17 protein-coding genes and 1 pseudogene are annotated in these 18013 nt (G+C 27.1%); 13 read left to right on the top strand and 5 right to left on the bottom strand.

The annotated features are described in order from the left end of the window. Window positions 1–135 precede the first annotated feature (135 nt). From AAHJ00_RS02100 to AAHJ00_RS02085, 4 genes and pseudogenes are all read right to left on the bottom strand, one after another. Entirely contained in the window at window positions 136–693 is a 558-nt protein-coding gene (locus AAHJ00_RS02100) for a chromate transporter (protein ID WP_342224346.1), read from the bottom strand. Continuing rightward, window positions 694–1644, bottom strand: coding sequence for an IS30 family transposase (locus AAHJ00_RS02095; RefSeq protein ID WP_342223478.1), 951 nt, complete (start codon window positions 1642–1644; stop codon window positions 694–696). Between the two features lie 137 nt (window positions 1645–1781). Next, a complete protein-coding gene (rpoC, locus tag AAHJ00_RS02090) occupies window positions 1782–5546 on the bottom strand; it encodes a DNA-directed RNA polymerase subunit beta' (RefSeq protein ID WP_342224345.1) in 3765 nt (1254 codons plus the stop codon). A 32-nt stretch (window positions 5547–5578) separates the two neighbouring features. Beyond that, window positions 5579–9274: pseudogene (locus AAHJ00_RS02085) on the bottom strand (DNA-directed RNA polymerase subunit beta); the annotation flags it as partial. A 393-nt stretch (window positions 9275–9667) separates the two neighbouring features. On the opposite strand from AAHJ00_RS02085, the gene AAHJ00_RS02080 reads away from it, so the two are divergent. The 12 genes from AAHJ00_RS02080 to AAHJ00_RS02025 all read left to right on the top strand — a co-directional run bounded on the left by AAHJ00_RS02080 (window position 9668) and on the right by AAHJ00_RS02025 (window position 16817). Beyond that, complete coding sequence (locus AAHJ00_RS02080) at window positions 9668–9997, top strand: hypothetical protein (protein ID WP_342224343.1); 330 nt, start codon at window positions 9668–9670, stop codon at window positions 9995–9997. 163 nt (window positions 9998–10160) lie between these two features. Further along, window positions 10161–10355 carry a hypothetical protein gene (locus tag AAHJ00_RS02075; RefSeq protein ID WP_342224342.1) on the top strand — a complete coding sequence of 65 codons (195 nt, stop codon included), beginning with the start codon at window positions 10161–10163 and terminating at the stop codon, window positions 10353–10355. A gap of 32 nt (window positions 10356–10387) precedes the next feature. Continuing rightward, entirely contained in the window at window positions 10388–10600 is a 213-nt protein-coding gene (locus tag AAHJ00_RS02070) for a hypothetical protein (RefSeq protein ID WP_215825617.1), read from the top strand. A 164-nt stretch (window positions 10601–10764) separates the two neighbouring features. Beyond that, window positions 10765–10995: a hypothetical protein gene (locus tag AAHJ00_RS02065; RefSeq protein WP_342224341.1), complete on the top strand. Its 231-nt coding sequence runs from the start codon at window positions 10765–10767 to the stop codon at window positions 10993–10995. 15 nt (window positions 10996–11010) lie between these two features. Further along, window positions 11011–11253 (top strand): hypothetical protein, encoded by a 243-nt coding sequence (locus AAHJ00_RS02060; protein WP_215826149.1) that lies wholly within the window; start codon window positions 11011–11013, stop codon window positions 11251–11253. A 31-nt stretch (window positions 11254–11284) separates the two neighbouring features. Beyond that, window positions 11285–12274: a hypothetical protein gene (locus AAHJ00_RS02055; RefSeq protein ID WP_342224340.1), complete on the top strand. Its 990-nt coding sequence runs from the start codon at window positions 11285–11287 to the stop codon at window positions 12272–12274. 13 nt (window positions 12275–12287) lie between these two features. Continuing rightward, window positions 12288–12614 carry a hypothetical protein gene (locus tag AAHJ00_RS02050; protein WP_342224339.1) on the top strand — a complete coding sequence of 109 codons (327 nt, stop codon included), beginning with the start codon at window positions 12288–12290 and terminating at the stop codon, window positions 12612–12614. Window positions 12615–12623: 9 nt separating this feature from the next. Then, window positions 12624–12869: a hypothetical protein gene (locus AAHJ00_RS02045; protein ID WP_338967003.1), complete on the top strand. Its 246-nt coding sequence runs from the start codon at window positions 12624–12626 to the stop codon at window positions 12867–12869. A 3-nt stretch (window positions 12870–12872) separates the two neighbouring features. Further along, window positions 12873–13256 (top strand): hypothetical protein, encoded by a 384-nt coding sequence (locus AAHJ00_RS02040; RefSeq protein WP_342224338.1) that lies wholly within the window; start codon window positions 12873–12875, stop codon window positions 13254–13256. After that, a complete protein-coding gene (locus AAHJ00_RS02035) occupies window positions 13249–15150 on the top strand; it encodes a hypothetical protein (protein ID WP_342224337.1) in 1902 nt (633 codons plus the stop codon). The genes AAHJ00_RS02040 and AAHJ00_RS02035 overlap by 8 nt, the downstream gene beginning before the upstream one ends. 53 nt (window positions 15151–15203) lie before the next feature. Continuing rightward, window positions 15204–15665: a hypothetical protein gene (locus AAHJ00_RS02030; protein ID WP_342224336.1), complete on the top strand. Its 462-nt coding sequence runs from the start codon at window positions 15204–15206 to the stop codon at window positions 15663–15665. Window positions 15666–15734: 69 nt separating this feature from the next. Beyond that, window positions 15735–16817, top strand: coding sequence for a DDE-type integrase/transposase/recombinase (locus tag AAHJ00_RS02025; RefSeq protein ID WP_342224335.1), 1083 nt, complete (start codon window positions 15735–15737; stop codon window positions 16815–16817). 37 nt (window positions 16818–16854) lie between these two features. Here the strand turns inward: AAHJ00_RS02025 and AAHJ00_RS02020 are convergent, their stop codons facing one another. Beyond that, window positions 16855–16989, bottom strand: a complete 135-nt coding sequence (locus tag AAHJ00_RS02020) for a hypothetical protein (RefSeq protein WP_342224334.1) — start codon at window positions 16987–16989, stop codon at window positions 16855–16857. Window positions 16990–17075: 86 nt separating this feature from the next. On the opposite strand from AAHJ00_RS02020, the gene AAHJ00_RS02015 reads away from it, so the two are divergent. Next, window positions 17076–17899, top strand: a protein-coding gene (locus AAHJ00_RS02015; RefSeq protein ID WP_342223477.1) for an IS5 family transposase whose coding sequence is annotated in 2 segments (ribosomal slippage) — window positions 17076–17472 and window positions 17472–17899 — 825 coding nt in all. Because the reading frame shifts where the segments join, the coding sequence is not laid out codon by codon here. The last annotated feature ends 114 nt before the right edge of the window (window positions 17900–18013 follow it).

Raw genomic sequence — 18013 nt, 5'->3', positions numbered from 1 at the left:
CTTTTATACCCAATATGTTAAATTATATAACAAATTACTAACAAATTACCAACACATAAAGACTGCAACAATTAATGTCAACACTAAACTGATAATACTCTTTTGCAATATTAAAAGTTAAATCATGATTATTTATTAACTAATTTTGGACAATAAAATAAAAATATAAAAAACCAAAACCACCAAAAAAGATATTAATAAAAATAAATTAACTTTAAAACGATACAAACAAACAAAACTAATAATAAAACTGATTACTAAATAAAGCATTACTTGAATAGTTTTAGCACTCTTTTCATAAATCCATGAAAAATTACTATCTAAAAAAATATTACTAATTAGACCAATAACTACTCAAATTAAAATTGCAATCGTTACTGGTTTCATTATTTTATAAATATTATGAAATAGTTTATTTTTTATATTTTTTCAAGATTTATTATTAGCTCAAATCATAATGAATGCTGCTGGCATAGTCATCAAGATATATGCTACTAAAACTACAATAATAGTAACACCAATATTATGATTAGGTTTAGTTATTATTGTTGCTAAAAATCCTGTAATTTTTGTTGCAAAAGGTCCAGGTGTTGCATTTGTTAAACCAAAAATAGTTTCCAATTCAGGAGAACTAATAAGTAATATATCACTAACACGATTTAAAATATCGCCAAATTGTAAAGTTAAGTGCAACTAAATTATTTTTCTAACCAAATATTCGATTGGTGAAAGATAATTTAGTATTTTTCTTGGTCTTTGGTTTAAAGACAATATAAATTTATGAACTGCATTTTTAGTAGTATTTGAAAAATTAAATTTTTTAGGAAATTTTTCTCTAATTAAACCATTAGTATTTTCATTAGTACCTCTTTGTCAAGGCGAATACGCATTAGCAAAATAAATTTTCACATTTAAATTTTTTTCAAGTTGTTGTCAATTAGAAAATTCTTTACCCCTATCAAATGTTATAGTCTTAACAAGATTATTTGGAAGAATTGATAAATAATGGCTAATGTTTTCGTTAACAACTTTAGTAGTTCTATTTTCAACTAACATTGCTAAAGTAAATCTTGATGTTCTTTCAACTAAAGTTATTAAACATGATTTACTTTTACCTCGTGATGATACTACAGTATCACCTTCTCAATGACCAACAGTTATACGATTATTAACATTAATATTTCGTTCTTTAATTGATTTACCATTAAATTTACCGCGATTTTCTTGAGATTTTCGTTTCTTACCTTTTCTTCTTAAATTTTTATTAGTAACTTTTTCAAGTAATCCAGAATAAATTCAATTGTAAATTGTTTTAAAACTAATAATTCATTCTTTATGAAAATTTTTAATTCTGCCATAAATTTGTTCAGGCGATCAACCTAATAGTAATTTTTGTTGTACATATTTTACTAATTCTCTATTTTTAAACTTATGAAAATAAACATGTGATTGTTTTCTGTTTTCTGCTTTATTTTGTGCAATTAATGAAAAATAATGATTACTATCTTTATTTCTATTGACTTCTCGAATAATAGTACTAATACTTCGATTAAGATTTTTAGCTATTTCACTAATTTTTACTTTAAACTTCAATTGATTCTCAATATAAATTCTTTCATATATGCCAAGATGTTTGTAACCCATATAAAAACTCCTTGCTTTGTTTTTTCTAAAATAAACTTAGCATCATGAAATTTTTATATGAGATTTTTTGCAATTTTATTTACTTGCACTTACAAGTATAATTCAGCATATTTAAAAAATATCTAATAATTTAAATTTTAATATTCTTCATCATAAGCAATTTTTCCTCTAGCAATAATATCTTCAGAATCTAATAATCCTGTTCCCGCAGGAATTAAATTACCTAAAATAACATTTTCTTTTAATCCTTCTAAAGTATCAACTTTACCTTTAATAATTGCTTTCGTTAATACTCGTGTAGTATCTTGAAATGATGCTGCCGATAAGAAAGAATTACATTCCAATGGTGCTTTTTTAATACCAAACATAATTGGGAATCCAAAAGGCGGGCGACGTTCCTCTGATAATAACTTACCAACAATATCTTTAAATTCTTTAATCGTAACTGTTTCCCCAACTAATAAGTCACTATCACCATTATCAATAATTTGAATTTTATTTAACATTTGTTTAATAATAATTTCAATATATTTATCAGAAATTTGAATTCCTTGCAAACGATACACTTTTTGAACTTCTTTTAAAATATATTCTTGAACTTCTTTAATCCCAGCAATTTCTAATAAATGTTTAACATTAATTGCTCCTTCAGTTAATTTTTGACCAGCTTTAACTAGCGAACCAACTTTAACACGAATATTAGAGTTATAAGGAGTTTTATATTTTCTTTCATTATGTTCAGAGACAACAGTAATAATATTAATACCATTTTCTTCACTTATTTCTTGAACGGTACCATCAATTTCAGAAATAATTGCAACTGCTCCCTTAGGAATCGTATTATCTAATAACTCTTTAATTCTTGGTAACCCTTGAGTAATATCTAAACCACCAGCAACACCACCCGTATGGAAAGTACGCATTGTTAATTGTGTCCCTGGTTCACCAATTGATTGGGCTGCGATAATCCCAACAGTTTCACCAATATCAACAATTGCACCAGTTGCTAAATTAAGTCCATAACATTTTTTACATACCCCTTTAGAAGCATCACAAGTTAAAACGGAACGAATTTCAAATTCCGTAATATTATTTTTTTCAATTTCATTATTAATATCTTCAGTAATTAAAGTATTAGCAGGAACAATTTCCTTACCATTTTTATTAATTACGGCTGACTTTGTAAATCGTCCAAAAGCACGATCTTGTAAGGGCACAATAACAATATAATTTTTAGTATCAACAATATCTTTAATTAAGAATCCTTTTTCTGATTGACAATCTTCCATCACAATAATAATTTCTTGGGCAACATCTACTAATCTTCTTGTAAAATAACCAGAATCAGCTGTTTTTAAAGCCATATCAACCATTCCTTTTCTCGCCCCATGCGTAGAAATATAGAACTCAAGAACCGTTAATCCTTGTATAAAAGAAGAAAGAATCGGTAATTCAATAACTTCTCCCTTAGGATTATTCATTAATCCTCGCATCCCTACTAACTGTGTAAAGTTAGAAAGATTACTTCGAGCACCCGAATCAGTCATAATCGTAATCGGATTATTAATATCTTGCTTTAACACTATTTCTAATTTCTTTTGAATTAAATCTTTAACATCCGATCATTTTTCAATAATTAATTTATGTTTTTCGCGTTCAGTTATCATTCCTAAACGATAAAATTCTTGAACTTGAGCAATATATTTATCAGCTTCAATAAAGTTTTCTTTTTTATCATCATATGCTTGCATATCTTGTGACGAAATCGTAATACCAGAAATTGTTGAAAATTTAAATCCTAAATTTTTCATATTATCTAACATTTCAGCAGTTTTTTGCGTTCCATATTTCTTAAAAAACTTAGTAATAATATTTGATAAACTACTTTTCTTAAATGGAGAAATTGCTTCTCGTGATGCAACAAATTTTCGGATATCCTCAGTAATTAAAATAATATGACGGTCATCTAAATAATCAAGATTTTCTGCTGTTGGTTCATTAAAATAAGGAAAATCAACAGGAAAAATTTTATTAAAAATTAATTTTCCAACCGTTGTTATTAATACCTTATTTTTACTATCATTAACATTAATCTTACCACCCATGGCATCAACAGGAATAGCAATTATCGCATGTAAATGTAATTGTTTATTATCATAAGCTAAAACAGCATCATCAAAATTCCGATAAATATTTCCTTCACCAATTTTACCTTTACTTTCAAAAGTTAAATAGTAATTTCCTAAAACCATATCCTGTGTTGGCGTTACAATTGGTTTTCCATCTTTCGGCCCTAAAATATTTTTTGAACCTAACATTAAATATCGTGCTTCAGCAACAGCTTCTGCTGTTATCGGCACATGAACTGCCATTTGGTCACCATCAAAATCAGCATTAAATGCTGGTGTTACTAATGGATGCAAACGAATTGCTTTCCCTTTTACTAACTTTGGTTCAAAAGCTTGAATTCCTAAACGATGAAGTGTTGGTGCCCGATTTAATAATATTGGCCGTTCTTTAATAACTACTTCTAAATAATCTCATACTCGTTCATCGCGTTGATCAATCATCTTTTCTGCCATCTTATAAGTTAAATTACTATTACTTTCTTTAGCTTCTCTTAATAATTCAGCAATAATAAATGGTTTAAAAAGAACAATTGCCATATCGCGTGGCAAACCACACTGATACATTTTTAATTCTGGACCCACAGCAATAACACTTCTTCCAGAATAATCAACTCGTTTTCCTAATAAGTTTTGACGAAAACGACCTTGTTTCCCTTTTAAAATTGCTGTTAATGATTTTAAAGGTCGCTTATCTCTTCCGGTTACAGGGCGCGCTTTACGATCATTATCAATTAAAGCATCAACTGCTTCTTGCAACATCCTTTTTTCATTATTAATAATAATTGAAGGGGCTCCCATTTGTTTAACACGTTTTAATCGTTCATTTCTTATAATAATCTTACGATATAAATCATTTAATTCTGATGCTGTAAATCTACCTCCATCTAATTGAATAATTGGTCTAATATCTGGTGGTAACACCGGAATAGCATGTAAAATCATTCACTCAGGTTTATTTCCTGAACACAAAAAATCATTTAAGGTTTTTAAAGAACGCATTAATTTTAATTTATCCGTTTGCGATTTTTTACCTTGAATTTTTCTTTTAATTTTCTTAATTTCTTCTTTCAAATCTAAATTTTTAAGTAAATGTTCAATTGCCTCAGCACCAATACCAAATTTAGCATTAGTATATTTATTAATAAATTGAGCACATTCTTCCATTGAAAAAGGAATATTAGTATTTTTTAAATCTTCAATCATTCCTTGTGCTCTTTCAAAAGCAATTGATTCCACAGTTAAATCTTTTTTAATATTTTCTAAAGTTTTAATTAATCGTTCACGAGTTTCTTGTGAAGTTTTAGCATTACCTAAATCTAAAACCATTTTATCTCTTAAATTTTTAGCATCACCAGCATCTAAAACAATATAAGAAACAAAATAAATCACTTCCTCTAAATCTTTAGTACGCATATTTAATGCCAAAGCAATTTGTGAAGGTGATGCTTTTAACATTCAAATATGTGATACCGGATCTTCTAATTCAATATGTCCCATTCTTTTTCTTCTAACAATTGACTCTGTTAATTGAACTCCACAGCGTTCACAAATTTTACCACGATTATTTTCTTTTTTATATTTTCCACATTCACATTCATAGTTTTTAATTGGTCCAAAAATTCGTTGATCAAAAAGACCATCCTTTTCTGGTTTTAACGATTTATAATTAATAGTTTCTGGTTTTGTTACTTCACCATACGATCAAGAACGAATATCTTCTGGAGAAGCTAAACTAATTTTAATTTCTTTAAAGTTTTTGTGATCATTAAACATTTATCATTTCTTCCTCTCTAGAATTTACTTTCTTCATCTTCTTCATAATTTAACATCTTATGTTCTTTACCATCTTTAGTTTTTAAAACAACATTGATTGATAAACCTTGTAATTCTTTAATTAAAACATTAAATGACTCAGGAATTCCTGACAATGGCAATTTTTCACCCTTAGCAATTTTAGTATATAACTTTGTTCTTCCAATAATATCATCAGATTTAATTGTTAATATTTCTCTTAAAGTATGAGCAGCACCATAAGCTTCCAAAGCTCATACTTCCATTTCTCCAAATCTTTGACCACCATTTTGTGCTTTCCCACCTAATGGTTGTTGAGTTATTAAAGAATATGGTCCAACATTACGAGCATGAATTTTATCTTCCACCATATGTGATAGTTTTAACATATACATTACACCAACAGATATTTTATTACCAAATGTTTCACCTGTTTGACCATCAATTAAAGTTTCTTTTCCAAAATTATCCATCTTGGCTTCTGTCATAATGGCAATTAATTCTTCATTACTTACACCTTCAAAAACTGGGGTAGCTACTTTTAACCCTAACTTTTTAGCAGCCATTCCCAAATGTAATTCTAGTACTTGACCAATATTCATTCGCGAAGGAACTCCTAAAGGATTTAACATAATATCTACCGGCGTCCCATCAATAAGATGGGGCATATCTTCAATCGGTAAAACTTTAGAAATAACACCCTTATTACCATGTCTTCCCGCCATTTTATCACCTTCTTGAATTTTTCGTTTTTGAACAACATATATTTTAACAATTTCTAATACCGAAACTGGTAAATCATGTCCATCTTTACGAGAAAATCTTTTCACAGCTTGAATAATTCCCGCACCACCATTCGGAACAATTAAAGAATTATCTTTAACATTACGAGACTTTTCACCAAAAATAGCTTGTAATAATTTATCTTCTGCTGATAATTGGGTTTGTCCTTTAGGTGTTACTTTCCCAACAAGAATATCGCCTTCTTTAACTTCCGCACCAATCATTACAATCCCATCAACATCTAAATAACGACGCATACTATCTGGAATATTGGGAATTTCACGAGTTATTTCTTCTTCACCTTGTTTTGTTTGTCGGCGTTCAATAGTATATTCTTCAATATGAATTGATGTAAAGACATCATCATATACTAATCTTTCACTAATAATAATCGCATCTTCATAGTTATAACCATTTCAAGTTGTAAATGCCACCATAACATTTTGACCTAACGCTAATTCACCTTTTTCCATTGAAGCACCATCAGCTAAAATTTGACCTTTGCTAACAGTATCACCAGGTTTTACCAATGGTGAATGAATTAAAGCCGTACCACTATTACTACGATCAAAACTATTTAATTCATAAACTTTAACTCGTTCCTTATGCTTAACAGTAATTTTTTTACTATCAACATAATCAACAATTCCATCATCTAAAGAAATAATTGCTAATCCTGAATCTCTAGCAGCAGCATGTTCTACACCAGTACCTACTAACGGTGATTGTGGTTTAATTAAAGGAATTGCTTGGCGTTGCATATTAGCACCCATTAAAGCACGGTTAGCATCATCATTTTCTAAAAAAGGAATACAAGATGTTGCAATGGAAACAATTTGTCGTGGTGAAACATCAATATAATCAACTTCATTGTTAGGAGCAATAATATTTTCACCACTAAAACGAGCAGCAACTTGCTTTTCAATAATCTTTCCTTGATCATCAATTGCAATATTTGCTTGACTAATAACATAATTTTTTTCTTGATCAGCAGTTAAATAATGATTAACTTCAAATACAATACCATTATTTACTTTCCGATATGGAGTTTCAATAAAACCATATTTATTAATATGAGCATAAGTTGATAAATTATTAATTAAACCAATATTTGGTCCTTCAGGAGTTTCAATCGGACAAATTCTGCCATAATGCGAGTAGTGCACATCGCGAACTTCTATACCAGCTCGTTCACGAGATAATCCCCCTGGACCTAAAGCAGTAATTCTTCTTTTATTAGTTAATTCTGATAACGGATTAGTTTGATCCATAAACTGTGATAACTGTGATAAGTTAAAAAACTCACCAATAACGGCTGTTAACGGTTTATTATTAATAATATTTGATGGCTTAATAACAGAACTATCAGCAGTTGACATCTTTTCTTTAACATTTTTTTCAATTCTTGCCATCCCAATCCGAAATTGATTTTGTAATAACTCACCAACGGTTCGCACACGACGATTACCTAAATGATCAATATCATCAATATTTCCTAAACCTTTAGTAATATTTAATAAATATGAAAAAGAAGCAATAATATCTGGAATCGTAATATGTTCCATTTTATTACTCGGATCAACACCTAAAATCGCAATACTATCATCAGGATTAATCATTTCATTATTAGCATAAACTAAAACTCTTTGAATTTTATTATGACTTTTAATATCCGGATGAAAACTGATTTCTTGCAACATTGCCCCTACATTTAAAATCGTATGCAACAATTCTAAATCTTTTTTAGTAATTAAATATCCCTTTTTAAAAACAACATTACCTTTAACATCTTTAATATCTTCAGCCAAAATCCGGTTTAATAACCGATCAACAATTGATAACTTTTGAATCAATTTAAATCTGCCCGCTTTAGTTAAATCATATTTTCTTTTATCAAATAATAATCCAAAAAGAAACTTACTAGCACCATCAACAGTAGCTGTTTCACCTGATCTAATTTTTTTATAAATTTCTTGAACCGCAAATTCTCAACTGCCTTTTTCTAAACCACTAATATAATCACTTTCATAAGTATCAACTAATAACTGATCATCATTATACAACGCTAATAAATCATCTCTTTTTAAACCTAATGCTGTAAACAAAACAGTAACATTAGTTTTTCGTGACTTATCAATTTTTACTTGAAAAATATGTTTATATAAATTATTTTGTTTAGTTTTAACTTTTTTAATATGACTTTCAAACTCTAATCATGTCCCCCGTGAAGGGATAATATCATTAAAATAAATAATTTTTCCTGTTTTAGAATCAATATTCTTTTTGTAATAACTTCCTGGTGACCTTACTAATTGAGAAACAACAACCTTTTCACTACCATTAATAATGAAAGTCCCTTTATCGGTCATTAACGGAAAATCACCTAAAAAAACTTCACCAGCTCTTCAAAGGGTATAATCAACTAACATTTCTTCTTCATCTTGCTTTTTAATAATAATTTCAACAGCAATTTTATCTTCAGCATTAATATCTTCAAAATAAAAAACATTATCATCTTGTTTTGATAATACTGGATTTTTAAATCCAAATTCTTCTTTTACTCATAATAACATTGCTTGATCTGGCGTTTTAGCAATTTGACTATTAATCCTTTCATCATCTTTAATAACAGTTAATTGCAACTTAGCATAAATTGGTACTTCATAAATCTTTGATTCTTCTTCCGTTTGTTTTAAGTTGCGTCGTGGTTTTTTTACTTCTCAACTTAACAATGATAATGTTGTTTTTCCCTCAGGGTCAGTTATTGGAAATACTTCATCAAAAACCTCCTGAATGCCTTCTTTTATAAATCATTGATAATTATCAGTTTGTACTTCAATCAAATTGGGTAATTCTAATTTCCCTGAAACCTTGGAATAATCTCTTCTTTGAACATAATCTCCAAAATGTTTCATCTTAAATGCCATTAACAAATCCCCCTTGTTTTTCATAACTAAAACTATATAATTTTATACTAATTATACTGCTAAATCAATACATACTTTTGATAATGTTGTAGAAACCATATACATATGATAAGATTTTGGTTTTTACAAATTTGCTGTTAATTAATAAATAAATATGAGCTCATTTATTTATTACAAGAAATATAAGGTTAAATTAATATTTATTATTTTTAGTTATGCCTTGTATTTTTTTGTGCCTTGATAGTAATAAACTAAGTTAATTAGTAAACGAAGTTTACTAACAAATTTTGTTAAACATTTATGTTTAACAAAATAAATATTTAACTTAGTTAGATAACTAAGCTAAATATAACTTAGTTTAATATAACTAAATATTGTAAGGATGGTATGTATATGAGAAATATTGAAAATATTTTTTTAAATACTGAAAAATATCTTTTAAAAGAAACACAAAATGCAGTACTTATTAAAGCACCAGCAATTCCGTGATTGAATGAATCTACTGGTATTTGGTTTTCGAAACGATTTGTTTATAAAGGAAAATATGAGAATTCTATTTGTATAGGAATAATTAGAGATGGTGAATATCGGTTAGTTTTTATTAATGATAAAGGTCAAGAGTCTAGTTTGATTTTAGGTCATGAGTTGTTAGGTTTTTTTGTTGCTGAAAAAGAACATGATAAAAAGGTTGTAAGTTTTGATTATTTTAAAAATTCATTTTAAAAATGTTTTACGGTGTTTTAAGAATAGGAGTAAATAAAAAAATATTTTAGTTAGTTTTTATGGTGATTAAACGGTGCGGAAAGCGTATGCTCCGCCCGTTAATTATCTATGTTAGTTGAGTTATTTAACTAAGTTATTGCAATTTTTTTGAGGAGTTTTAGAAATGAAAATGTGAGTTAGTGTGGATGAGCCTGGCAAAGATTATTGTCAAGAGTTTATATATTCTATTAATAAAAAAACCGGATTAGAACAAAAAATTTGAGCGTCTAAATCTGCAGTTGATTCTGTTAGAACTGATTTAGTTGGTGATAATTGACTTTGTGTTGATTTTGTTGAACATAATTGTTTAAAAAAATAAATTAATTAGAAAATTAAGGAGAAAAGAGAAAGATGAGTATATTTGGATTAGTGTTTTTTACGATTTTAACATTATTACTAGCATACTATATTGCGGTTAATATTTATCGGTTTTTTAAAGATAAAAAGAAATATGGTAGTGAAGCAAAACAGTTGCCAAAAGATTTTACTTATTCACAACGAATATTTATTGCAAAGTTTAAGCGAAATTTATTAGAACAAGATGAAAAAGAAATTAAAAAGTAGGTTTAGAAAATGTTTAAAAAAATAATTGTTGAGTTAATTGAATTAATTTATCCGACTGCCGATTTACCACCCCAAGTTGTATTTTTGTTTTCAATTTTAATAATTGTAATGCTCTTCTCAGCCATTATTTTTCTACTCTTTTGACCTTTTAAGCGGTAATTATTATGTTTTTAGTTGCTTGAAAAGATTTAGATTGAGAAATGACAAAATTGTATTTTTGAGATTTATTTATCCAAATTACAACTATTCCGGCGTGAGTTTCTGGTAAAGAAATTGATTTAACCAAAGAACCACTTTGACTTTTAATAGCAAATATTGCCTTTTGAATGGTATTAGTATTCATTGTCTTATTTATGGTTATTTTATTTTATAAGGTTAAATCATATTTTGTTTAGAAAGGGGGTGATTATATGTTAATAAATTTCTTAGTAGAAGGAAATACATCAGGAGCAATTACTGGTGAACAAGCGGTTACTAACTTATGAAAAGCATTAATTAAAGCATTTGGTAATATTTGAACTGATATTATTGGTGGTAATATGCCAAATGTTGTTAATTTCTTTGCTACATATTGAGTTTTCTTGCTTGGTGTGATTATTGGTTTATTTTTAATTGCTTTCAAAATGTTTGAAAAATTAATGCCCGGCAGATAGTAATAAAAATAAAGAAAGTGTGATTTAAGTGATGCTATTGTTTAAAAAAATAAATTTAAGATTATATGATTTTGTGGCTTTAAATCGCACTTTATTTATTATTGCGTGATTCTATGGTGCGATTTTGCATTATTATAATCCTCAAAGTTGAAGAATGTTATTTGATGTTATTTACTTATTAATTGTTTTGTATATTCTATATACTAAAATTTCTCATTTTTTTGCTCGTCGTAGTTTTATTAATTTCTTATTAAATTCACCTTTAAATTTAGTAATTGGTGCCTTAGGAACTGGAAAAACTGCTTTAATGGTTTTAGCTTCTTACTTATTAAGTGGTTGAAAAACGATTTCTACTTTTCCGATTACAGATAAACAAATGCTTTCATTAGGGCATATGTCTTTATTAGATTATAATTATCCGATATTAGAAGAAAAGCATTTGCTGTTATGAGATGAAACTAACTTATTTTTAGAAGGAACTGACTATAAAGAAAATGATAAAGTAACCCAAGGTTTACAAGAATATTTTGCTTCAGCTCGGCAATTTACCCATATCATATTAGCAAGCGGACAACGAGCCGAACATATATGAGTTAAAGTTCGTGATATTGCGAATTCAATAATTGTTGGCATTAGAAAAAAACCGGTTAGTATCTTTCGTCCTTATTTACAAGTTATTTATGGCACTTTTAAATCGGTAAGCGAATACGAACAATGACGATTAACTTTAATTAATGCTAAAAATGATAAAAAAGGTCGCAAAATCAAGTATCGTAGCATTCCGGAATTAGACATTTATTTCTTTAAATTGAAAATTCCGATGTCAATTTTAAACCTTTATGATAATAAATATTTATCATTCTTGCGTGAATTAAGTAATCGTGCTTTGAATGATAATTATCAGCATAAATTTTGAAATGATAATGTGATGGATATTGAAGCATTAGAATACTTAAAAATGGAAAAATTCAGTAAGATACTTACTAAGTTAAAAAATAATCTGAAGAAGAAAAACAAGTAAAGGAGTTTAAAAAATGGAAAACTTAGAAAAAATGGCTAGTTTGATTGGCGATATGTTTTATAAAGTTTTTGATTTAATTTGAACTTTAACCATTCCTGGAACAAATATTCGCATTATTATTTTTCCGCTAATTATGCTTGTAATAAATCTTGTAATTGGTGGTATTTTAGGTATTCATATTGAACGACCAAAAGTTGGTTTTCGTAAAAAATATCAAAAATCAGTTGCTAATTGAGGAGTAAAGAAAAAATCATCTAGTGGTCCAATTAAGAAATTCAGTGGTAATAGTCCTAAAAATAGACCGTGAGTTAATCAACATGGACGGCGAATAAAAAGGTAGGTTTTTAAAATGTTTAAATTGATAATTTTATTTATTCTTGTTGCTGTTTTTTCTATTTTTGCTTTAAATGACTTTTTAGGTTTATGAGCCTATGTGCGTGAGGGTTTAGAATATTTTAATAAAGTTCTATCAAATAATATTAAAATTTTAGATTTGTTTAAACCAATGATAAGGTTATTTTCTCAACATCCGATTTTCCAAATTTTAGGAACGATTTGTATTTTATCAACAATATATTTAATTTTAAGGAGTTAAAAAATGAAAAAATTAAAGAAAATATTAGGTATTAAATGATTTAAAAGCGTTTTAGGTTTTATACATTTTTTTATTATACTTCATAGTGTTGTTATTATAATTTGAATATTTTTAACGGTCCTTCAAATTAAAGGGGATAAATTTTTTAAAGATTTTATACCATTAAATTTTCAAAGTGTATTTTTTAATGTTTATATTTGATTATTAATTATTTATTTCTTAATAACTGGTATTAAGTTAATTATTAGGGGTTATTACTTTAATAAAATTTTTAGAAAGCATCAAATGCAAGTTGTTAATTGTGAATGTCCGCAACATCAACAGTATAAATTTTCTGATGCTGTTAAAGCAATAAAAAAGAGTTTTAAGGCGTGATGAGATGGATAAGATTATTTCTTGATTTATTATAATGTTTATTGGTTTGGTGCCATTAGGGGCGTTCTTTGATACAAAACAACCACCAAAACCCAATATAGAACAATTCTTTATGAAACGAGAAAAACGAGCCACAAACCCCAATCAATGTGGTGAAAGTTGTGAATTAGAGTTTTCCAAGATTGGTAAAAGTGCTTGAGTAATTAGTCGTTATGGTCAGGGTTCATATCATTTAGAAATTGATGCTACTGATTTAAAGCTTTCTAGTGATTTTGATATTCAAATAGGTAATGGTGATTTTGTTCAAAGACCAGCCCTTCAATTATTTGTTGACAAAGATAGTGCTGGTTATAATCAAATTAATAACTTTTATCGTTCTAATGGTTCTTATAAGTTCAAGCCTTTTAAAGAATTTTATTTTATTGATAATTTAATTAATTTTAAAGTATTTCTTAATAAGACAGTTCCACAAGGTCTTAACACGAAAATGTTTCATATTACTTCATTCTCAGCGGAAATGCCTCCTTTACCCGAAAAACATAACGAACAACCATTACCAACCGAAATAACTAAAAATGATGGTGAATATCAGTATAATCAGTTTCAAGATAAATTAGATTATTTAATGATACAACGCCGAGATTTTGATAAATTTAATTATAGTTATTTATATTGAGTACCCATTTTTAATTTCTTTGATGATAATTTTAAATATATGAATGAAATATCAATTAAGTTAAATGGCTTTAAACAGAATAGTAAATTTAGTTTAAGTCGTAAAAATTCATATCCACCAGGTTTCATTGAAGAAGTTATTTTTAGAGAACTTTCCTTTTCTAGTTTTGGTGATGTTATTACTATAAAAACTGAGCATGGTAGCATTGTGGGCAATAATGAGTTTTTAGAAAATGGTAAATCGCTTTGAAAATCTGGCTCGCGAACAAGTTTTGGGGCAGATTTTATTAATACCTTTTTTGGACAAGTTAATTATTATGGTAATACTTTCTATTTTTTACGCTATGATGACAAATTAAAGACTGATTTTAAAGATTTTATACTTTATTATCAAGAAGATTTAACTATTGATTTCACTAATGATTTATTTAATAAAATTTATAAAGTTTTAGGTGGTTTTTTTGTGCAATTCTTTTATGCAAGTTTTGATATGGATGTTTCTACTTATGTAGAATTAGATTACAAAGGGATGCAACAAATTCCTAAAAATGTTTTACAAATGGGCTTTTTCTATCGTTCATTAATTACTTTTTATCCCAAACAGTATTTGATTAACTTTGGTTCAACAATCGAAAATAGTAAGAATATGATTTTTCGTTCTTATTTCTTTGTTAAAGATAAACAAATTGCCAATGGTTTTAACAGTGGTAAAAGTTCTTATCAAATAGATTTTAATACATTAAAATCGTATGATAACCAATTATGAAACGCCACTAGTAATAAACTGCATTTTTATAACGCTAAAGTCGATGCAATGTATGGGATTAATATTTTTACGCTGACTTTTCCACTATATAAAAAGAAAAATGAAAGTACTGAATATCATTATTCTTTATACGATTTTAACATTTTGAATTCAACAGCTTTTATTGGTGGCGGAATAAGCGGTAATATGAATGACTTAATTCCTACACCCAACTGTTCTTATTGAGGTTTATTTAGTGCCATATCTTGTGGCATTCAGCACGCTTCTGTTGGTATGTTGAATTGATTACTTGGTCTTTCGGGGATTAATATTTTAATTCGCCCCCTTGTGGACATTGCTAAAACAACAATTAATTTTACCAAAACTGCCTTTCCGGTGTTTGAAGTTATTCCGGCATTTCAGATGTTATTTGAATTTGTAGTGCCCTTAGCAATCTTATTAATGATATTAAAAAAGTTCTCTTAAATATTGCCATTATTTTTTATAATATAATTCCTTTGAAAGGAGGATTTTTCTTTATGCGAAAATTTTTATCAGCTTTAAATTTAGTATGTATAATGTTTATTTTTGGATGTAGTAAAAATAGCAATGATTTAAAAACATATAAATTACAATTTTATAAAATTGGTAAAAGTGCTTGAGTAATTAGTGGTTATGGTCAGGGTTCATATCATTTAGAAATTGATGCTACTGATTTAAAGCTTTCTAGTGATTTTGATATTCAAATAGGTAATGGCGATTTTGTTCAAAGACCAGCTCTTCAATTATTTGTTGACAAAGATAGTGCTGGTTATAATCAAATTAATAACTTTTATCGTTCTAATGGTTCTTATAAGTCCAAGCCTTTTAAAGAATTTTATTTTATTGATAATTTAATTAATTTTAAAGTATTTTTTAATAAAAAAGTTCCACAAGGTCTTAACACGAAAATGTTTCATATCACTTCATTCTCAGCAGAAATACCTAATAAAAAAAAATAGTAATTTAATAAATATGTTTGAAAATCGTATTTTTTGTAATACGATTTTCTTAATTTAAGGAGTAAAAAAATGAAATATATTATTTCCCAAGCTGATTTAGCAGATTTAAAAGCAAAAATCCAAAGTTGATTAAGTGCTAATTGCCGTAATCCTTATTACTATAAAACTAAAAAACGCATTACTGCCTATTTAAATTTATGCACTTATTTTTATATGGAAGAAACTACTTTAACAAAACTTATTAAAAAATATTTTAAGAATGCAACAAAAACCTTTTATCGTTGGGCACAAAAAATTATGACCGCTTATTATTCTGATAATTTAGATTTGTTATTGTTTAAAACTACAAAACCACAAAATCTTAATTATCAATATAGTTTAAATTCTCGCAAAAAATTATGTGATTTATATTTTGATTACAAAAATCTTCAAGCTGGCGGAATGTGGTCTTTATTTAACAATTTAAAAATCGGTTTTCACGATATTAAAAATTCAGAAGTTCCGAAAAACATCAAAACTTTTTATCGTTGAATTAAATCTGACCCTCGCTGAAAAGAATTAAAACAACAAATCAAACAAATAAAACGCCATTTTAAGCGTTATGAAATTTCTGAGATTGGTCTTTTACAAATGGATGCCAAAATTATTACCACATCAAATTTTCCGGTTGATAAAAAATATTACATTTATGATTTCATTGACGAAATGACACGCATAGTATTTGGTTATGTTTATGATAGTTTAGGAACTAACAATGCCCTTAATGCCGTGCAAAGAGCAATGAAAGATTTCGGCGAACTTGGCATAACCATTAAACGCCTTCGTACTGACAATGCTCCGGAATTTACTACTACCAATTGAAGTAATAAAAAATCATACAAAGTAAAAGAAAGGCCTTTTACAACCTTTCTTTCGAGGAACGGAATTGTCCACGAAACTACTCCAATTCGTTCGCCACAGAGTAACGGTAAAATTGAGCGGTTTCATCAACATTATACCAAATTATTTTATTCTAAGGATAAAAAATTAAATCAAAATGAGCTTCAACATTATTTAAACAAATATTATTACTTTTATAATTTTGAACGCCGTCATTCATCACTACAAAATAAATCTCCATTTCAAACATTACAAAAATTTTTAACAAAATAATTTATATTTATTTTGAATTGTACTTATTTTTCTTGAATTAAAGTTTTGCTATTTTTTCTTTTATTTCTAATAAAAGATTATCTTTATTAATTAATTGTTCTTTTAAATTAATTATTTGTTTATTTTGTAATTCAATTATTTTTTCATAATTTTGAAATATTTTTATTTGCATTTCATTAGACTTCTTGCATTACTTATTTATTAAACAAAATTCCTATAAAATATATTTAAAATAGAAATTATAAGGAATTTAAGATTATGAAATTTGATAAATTTAATTTTATTAATGATAAAGAATTATTACGATTAACTGGAATAAAGCAAAGTACTTTTAATAAAATGTTAAATATTTTAAAAGAAGCTGAGTTAAAAAAGTTTAAAAGAGGTGGTAAAAATAATAAATTATCATTAGAAAATAGATTATTGATGACTTTATCATATTGACGAGAATATCGTACTTATTTTCATCTTGGTAAAAGTTTTGATATTAGTGAAGCTAGTTGTTATCGAAATATCAAGTGAATTGAAGATATTTTAATCAAACATCCTGATTTTCAACAACTTGCTGGTAAAAAAGCATTAATAAATGATTATTTTAATGATAAAACAATTATTATTGATGCTACAGAAACACCCATTCAACGCCCAAAAAAAGACAAAAACAATCTTATTCAGGAAAAAAGAAAAAACACACTATTAAAACACAAGTAATTATTGAAAAAGAAAGCAAAATAATTATTGCAACAAATTTTTCTCTCGGTAAAAAGCATGATTTTTGTTTATTTAAAGAATCAAAAATCCCAATTTTAAAAAATACTAAATTAATAGTTGATAATGGTTATCAAGGAATACAAAAAATTCATAGTAATGTTCTAATACCTAAGAAAAAAACAAAGAAAAACCCTTTAAATAAAGAACAAAAACATAATAATAAATTAATTTCAAAAATGAGAATTATTATTGAAAATATTTTTGCTATTCTTAAAAAATTTAAAATTATTACTGAAAAATATCGTAATCGTAGAAAACGATTTAGTTTAAGATTTAATTTAATTGCTTCAATTTATAATTTGCAATTATAGATAACATAAAATATTTATTTAAAATTAAATTTAAATAATAAAATAATTTTTTGTTGTGTCAAAATTTACACATTTAATAAAATCCATAAGTATTAACCTAATAAAAGTTAGAAA

The sequence above is a fragment of the Spiroplasma endosymbiont of Asaphidion curtum genome (assembly GCF_964031085.1).
Taxonomy (GTDB): Bacteria; Bacillota_I; Bacilli_A; order Mycoplasmatales; family Nriv7; genus Nriv7.
This window is presented reverse-complemented; position numbering and strand designations above follow the sequence as displayed.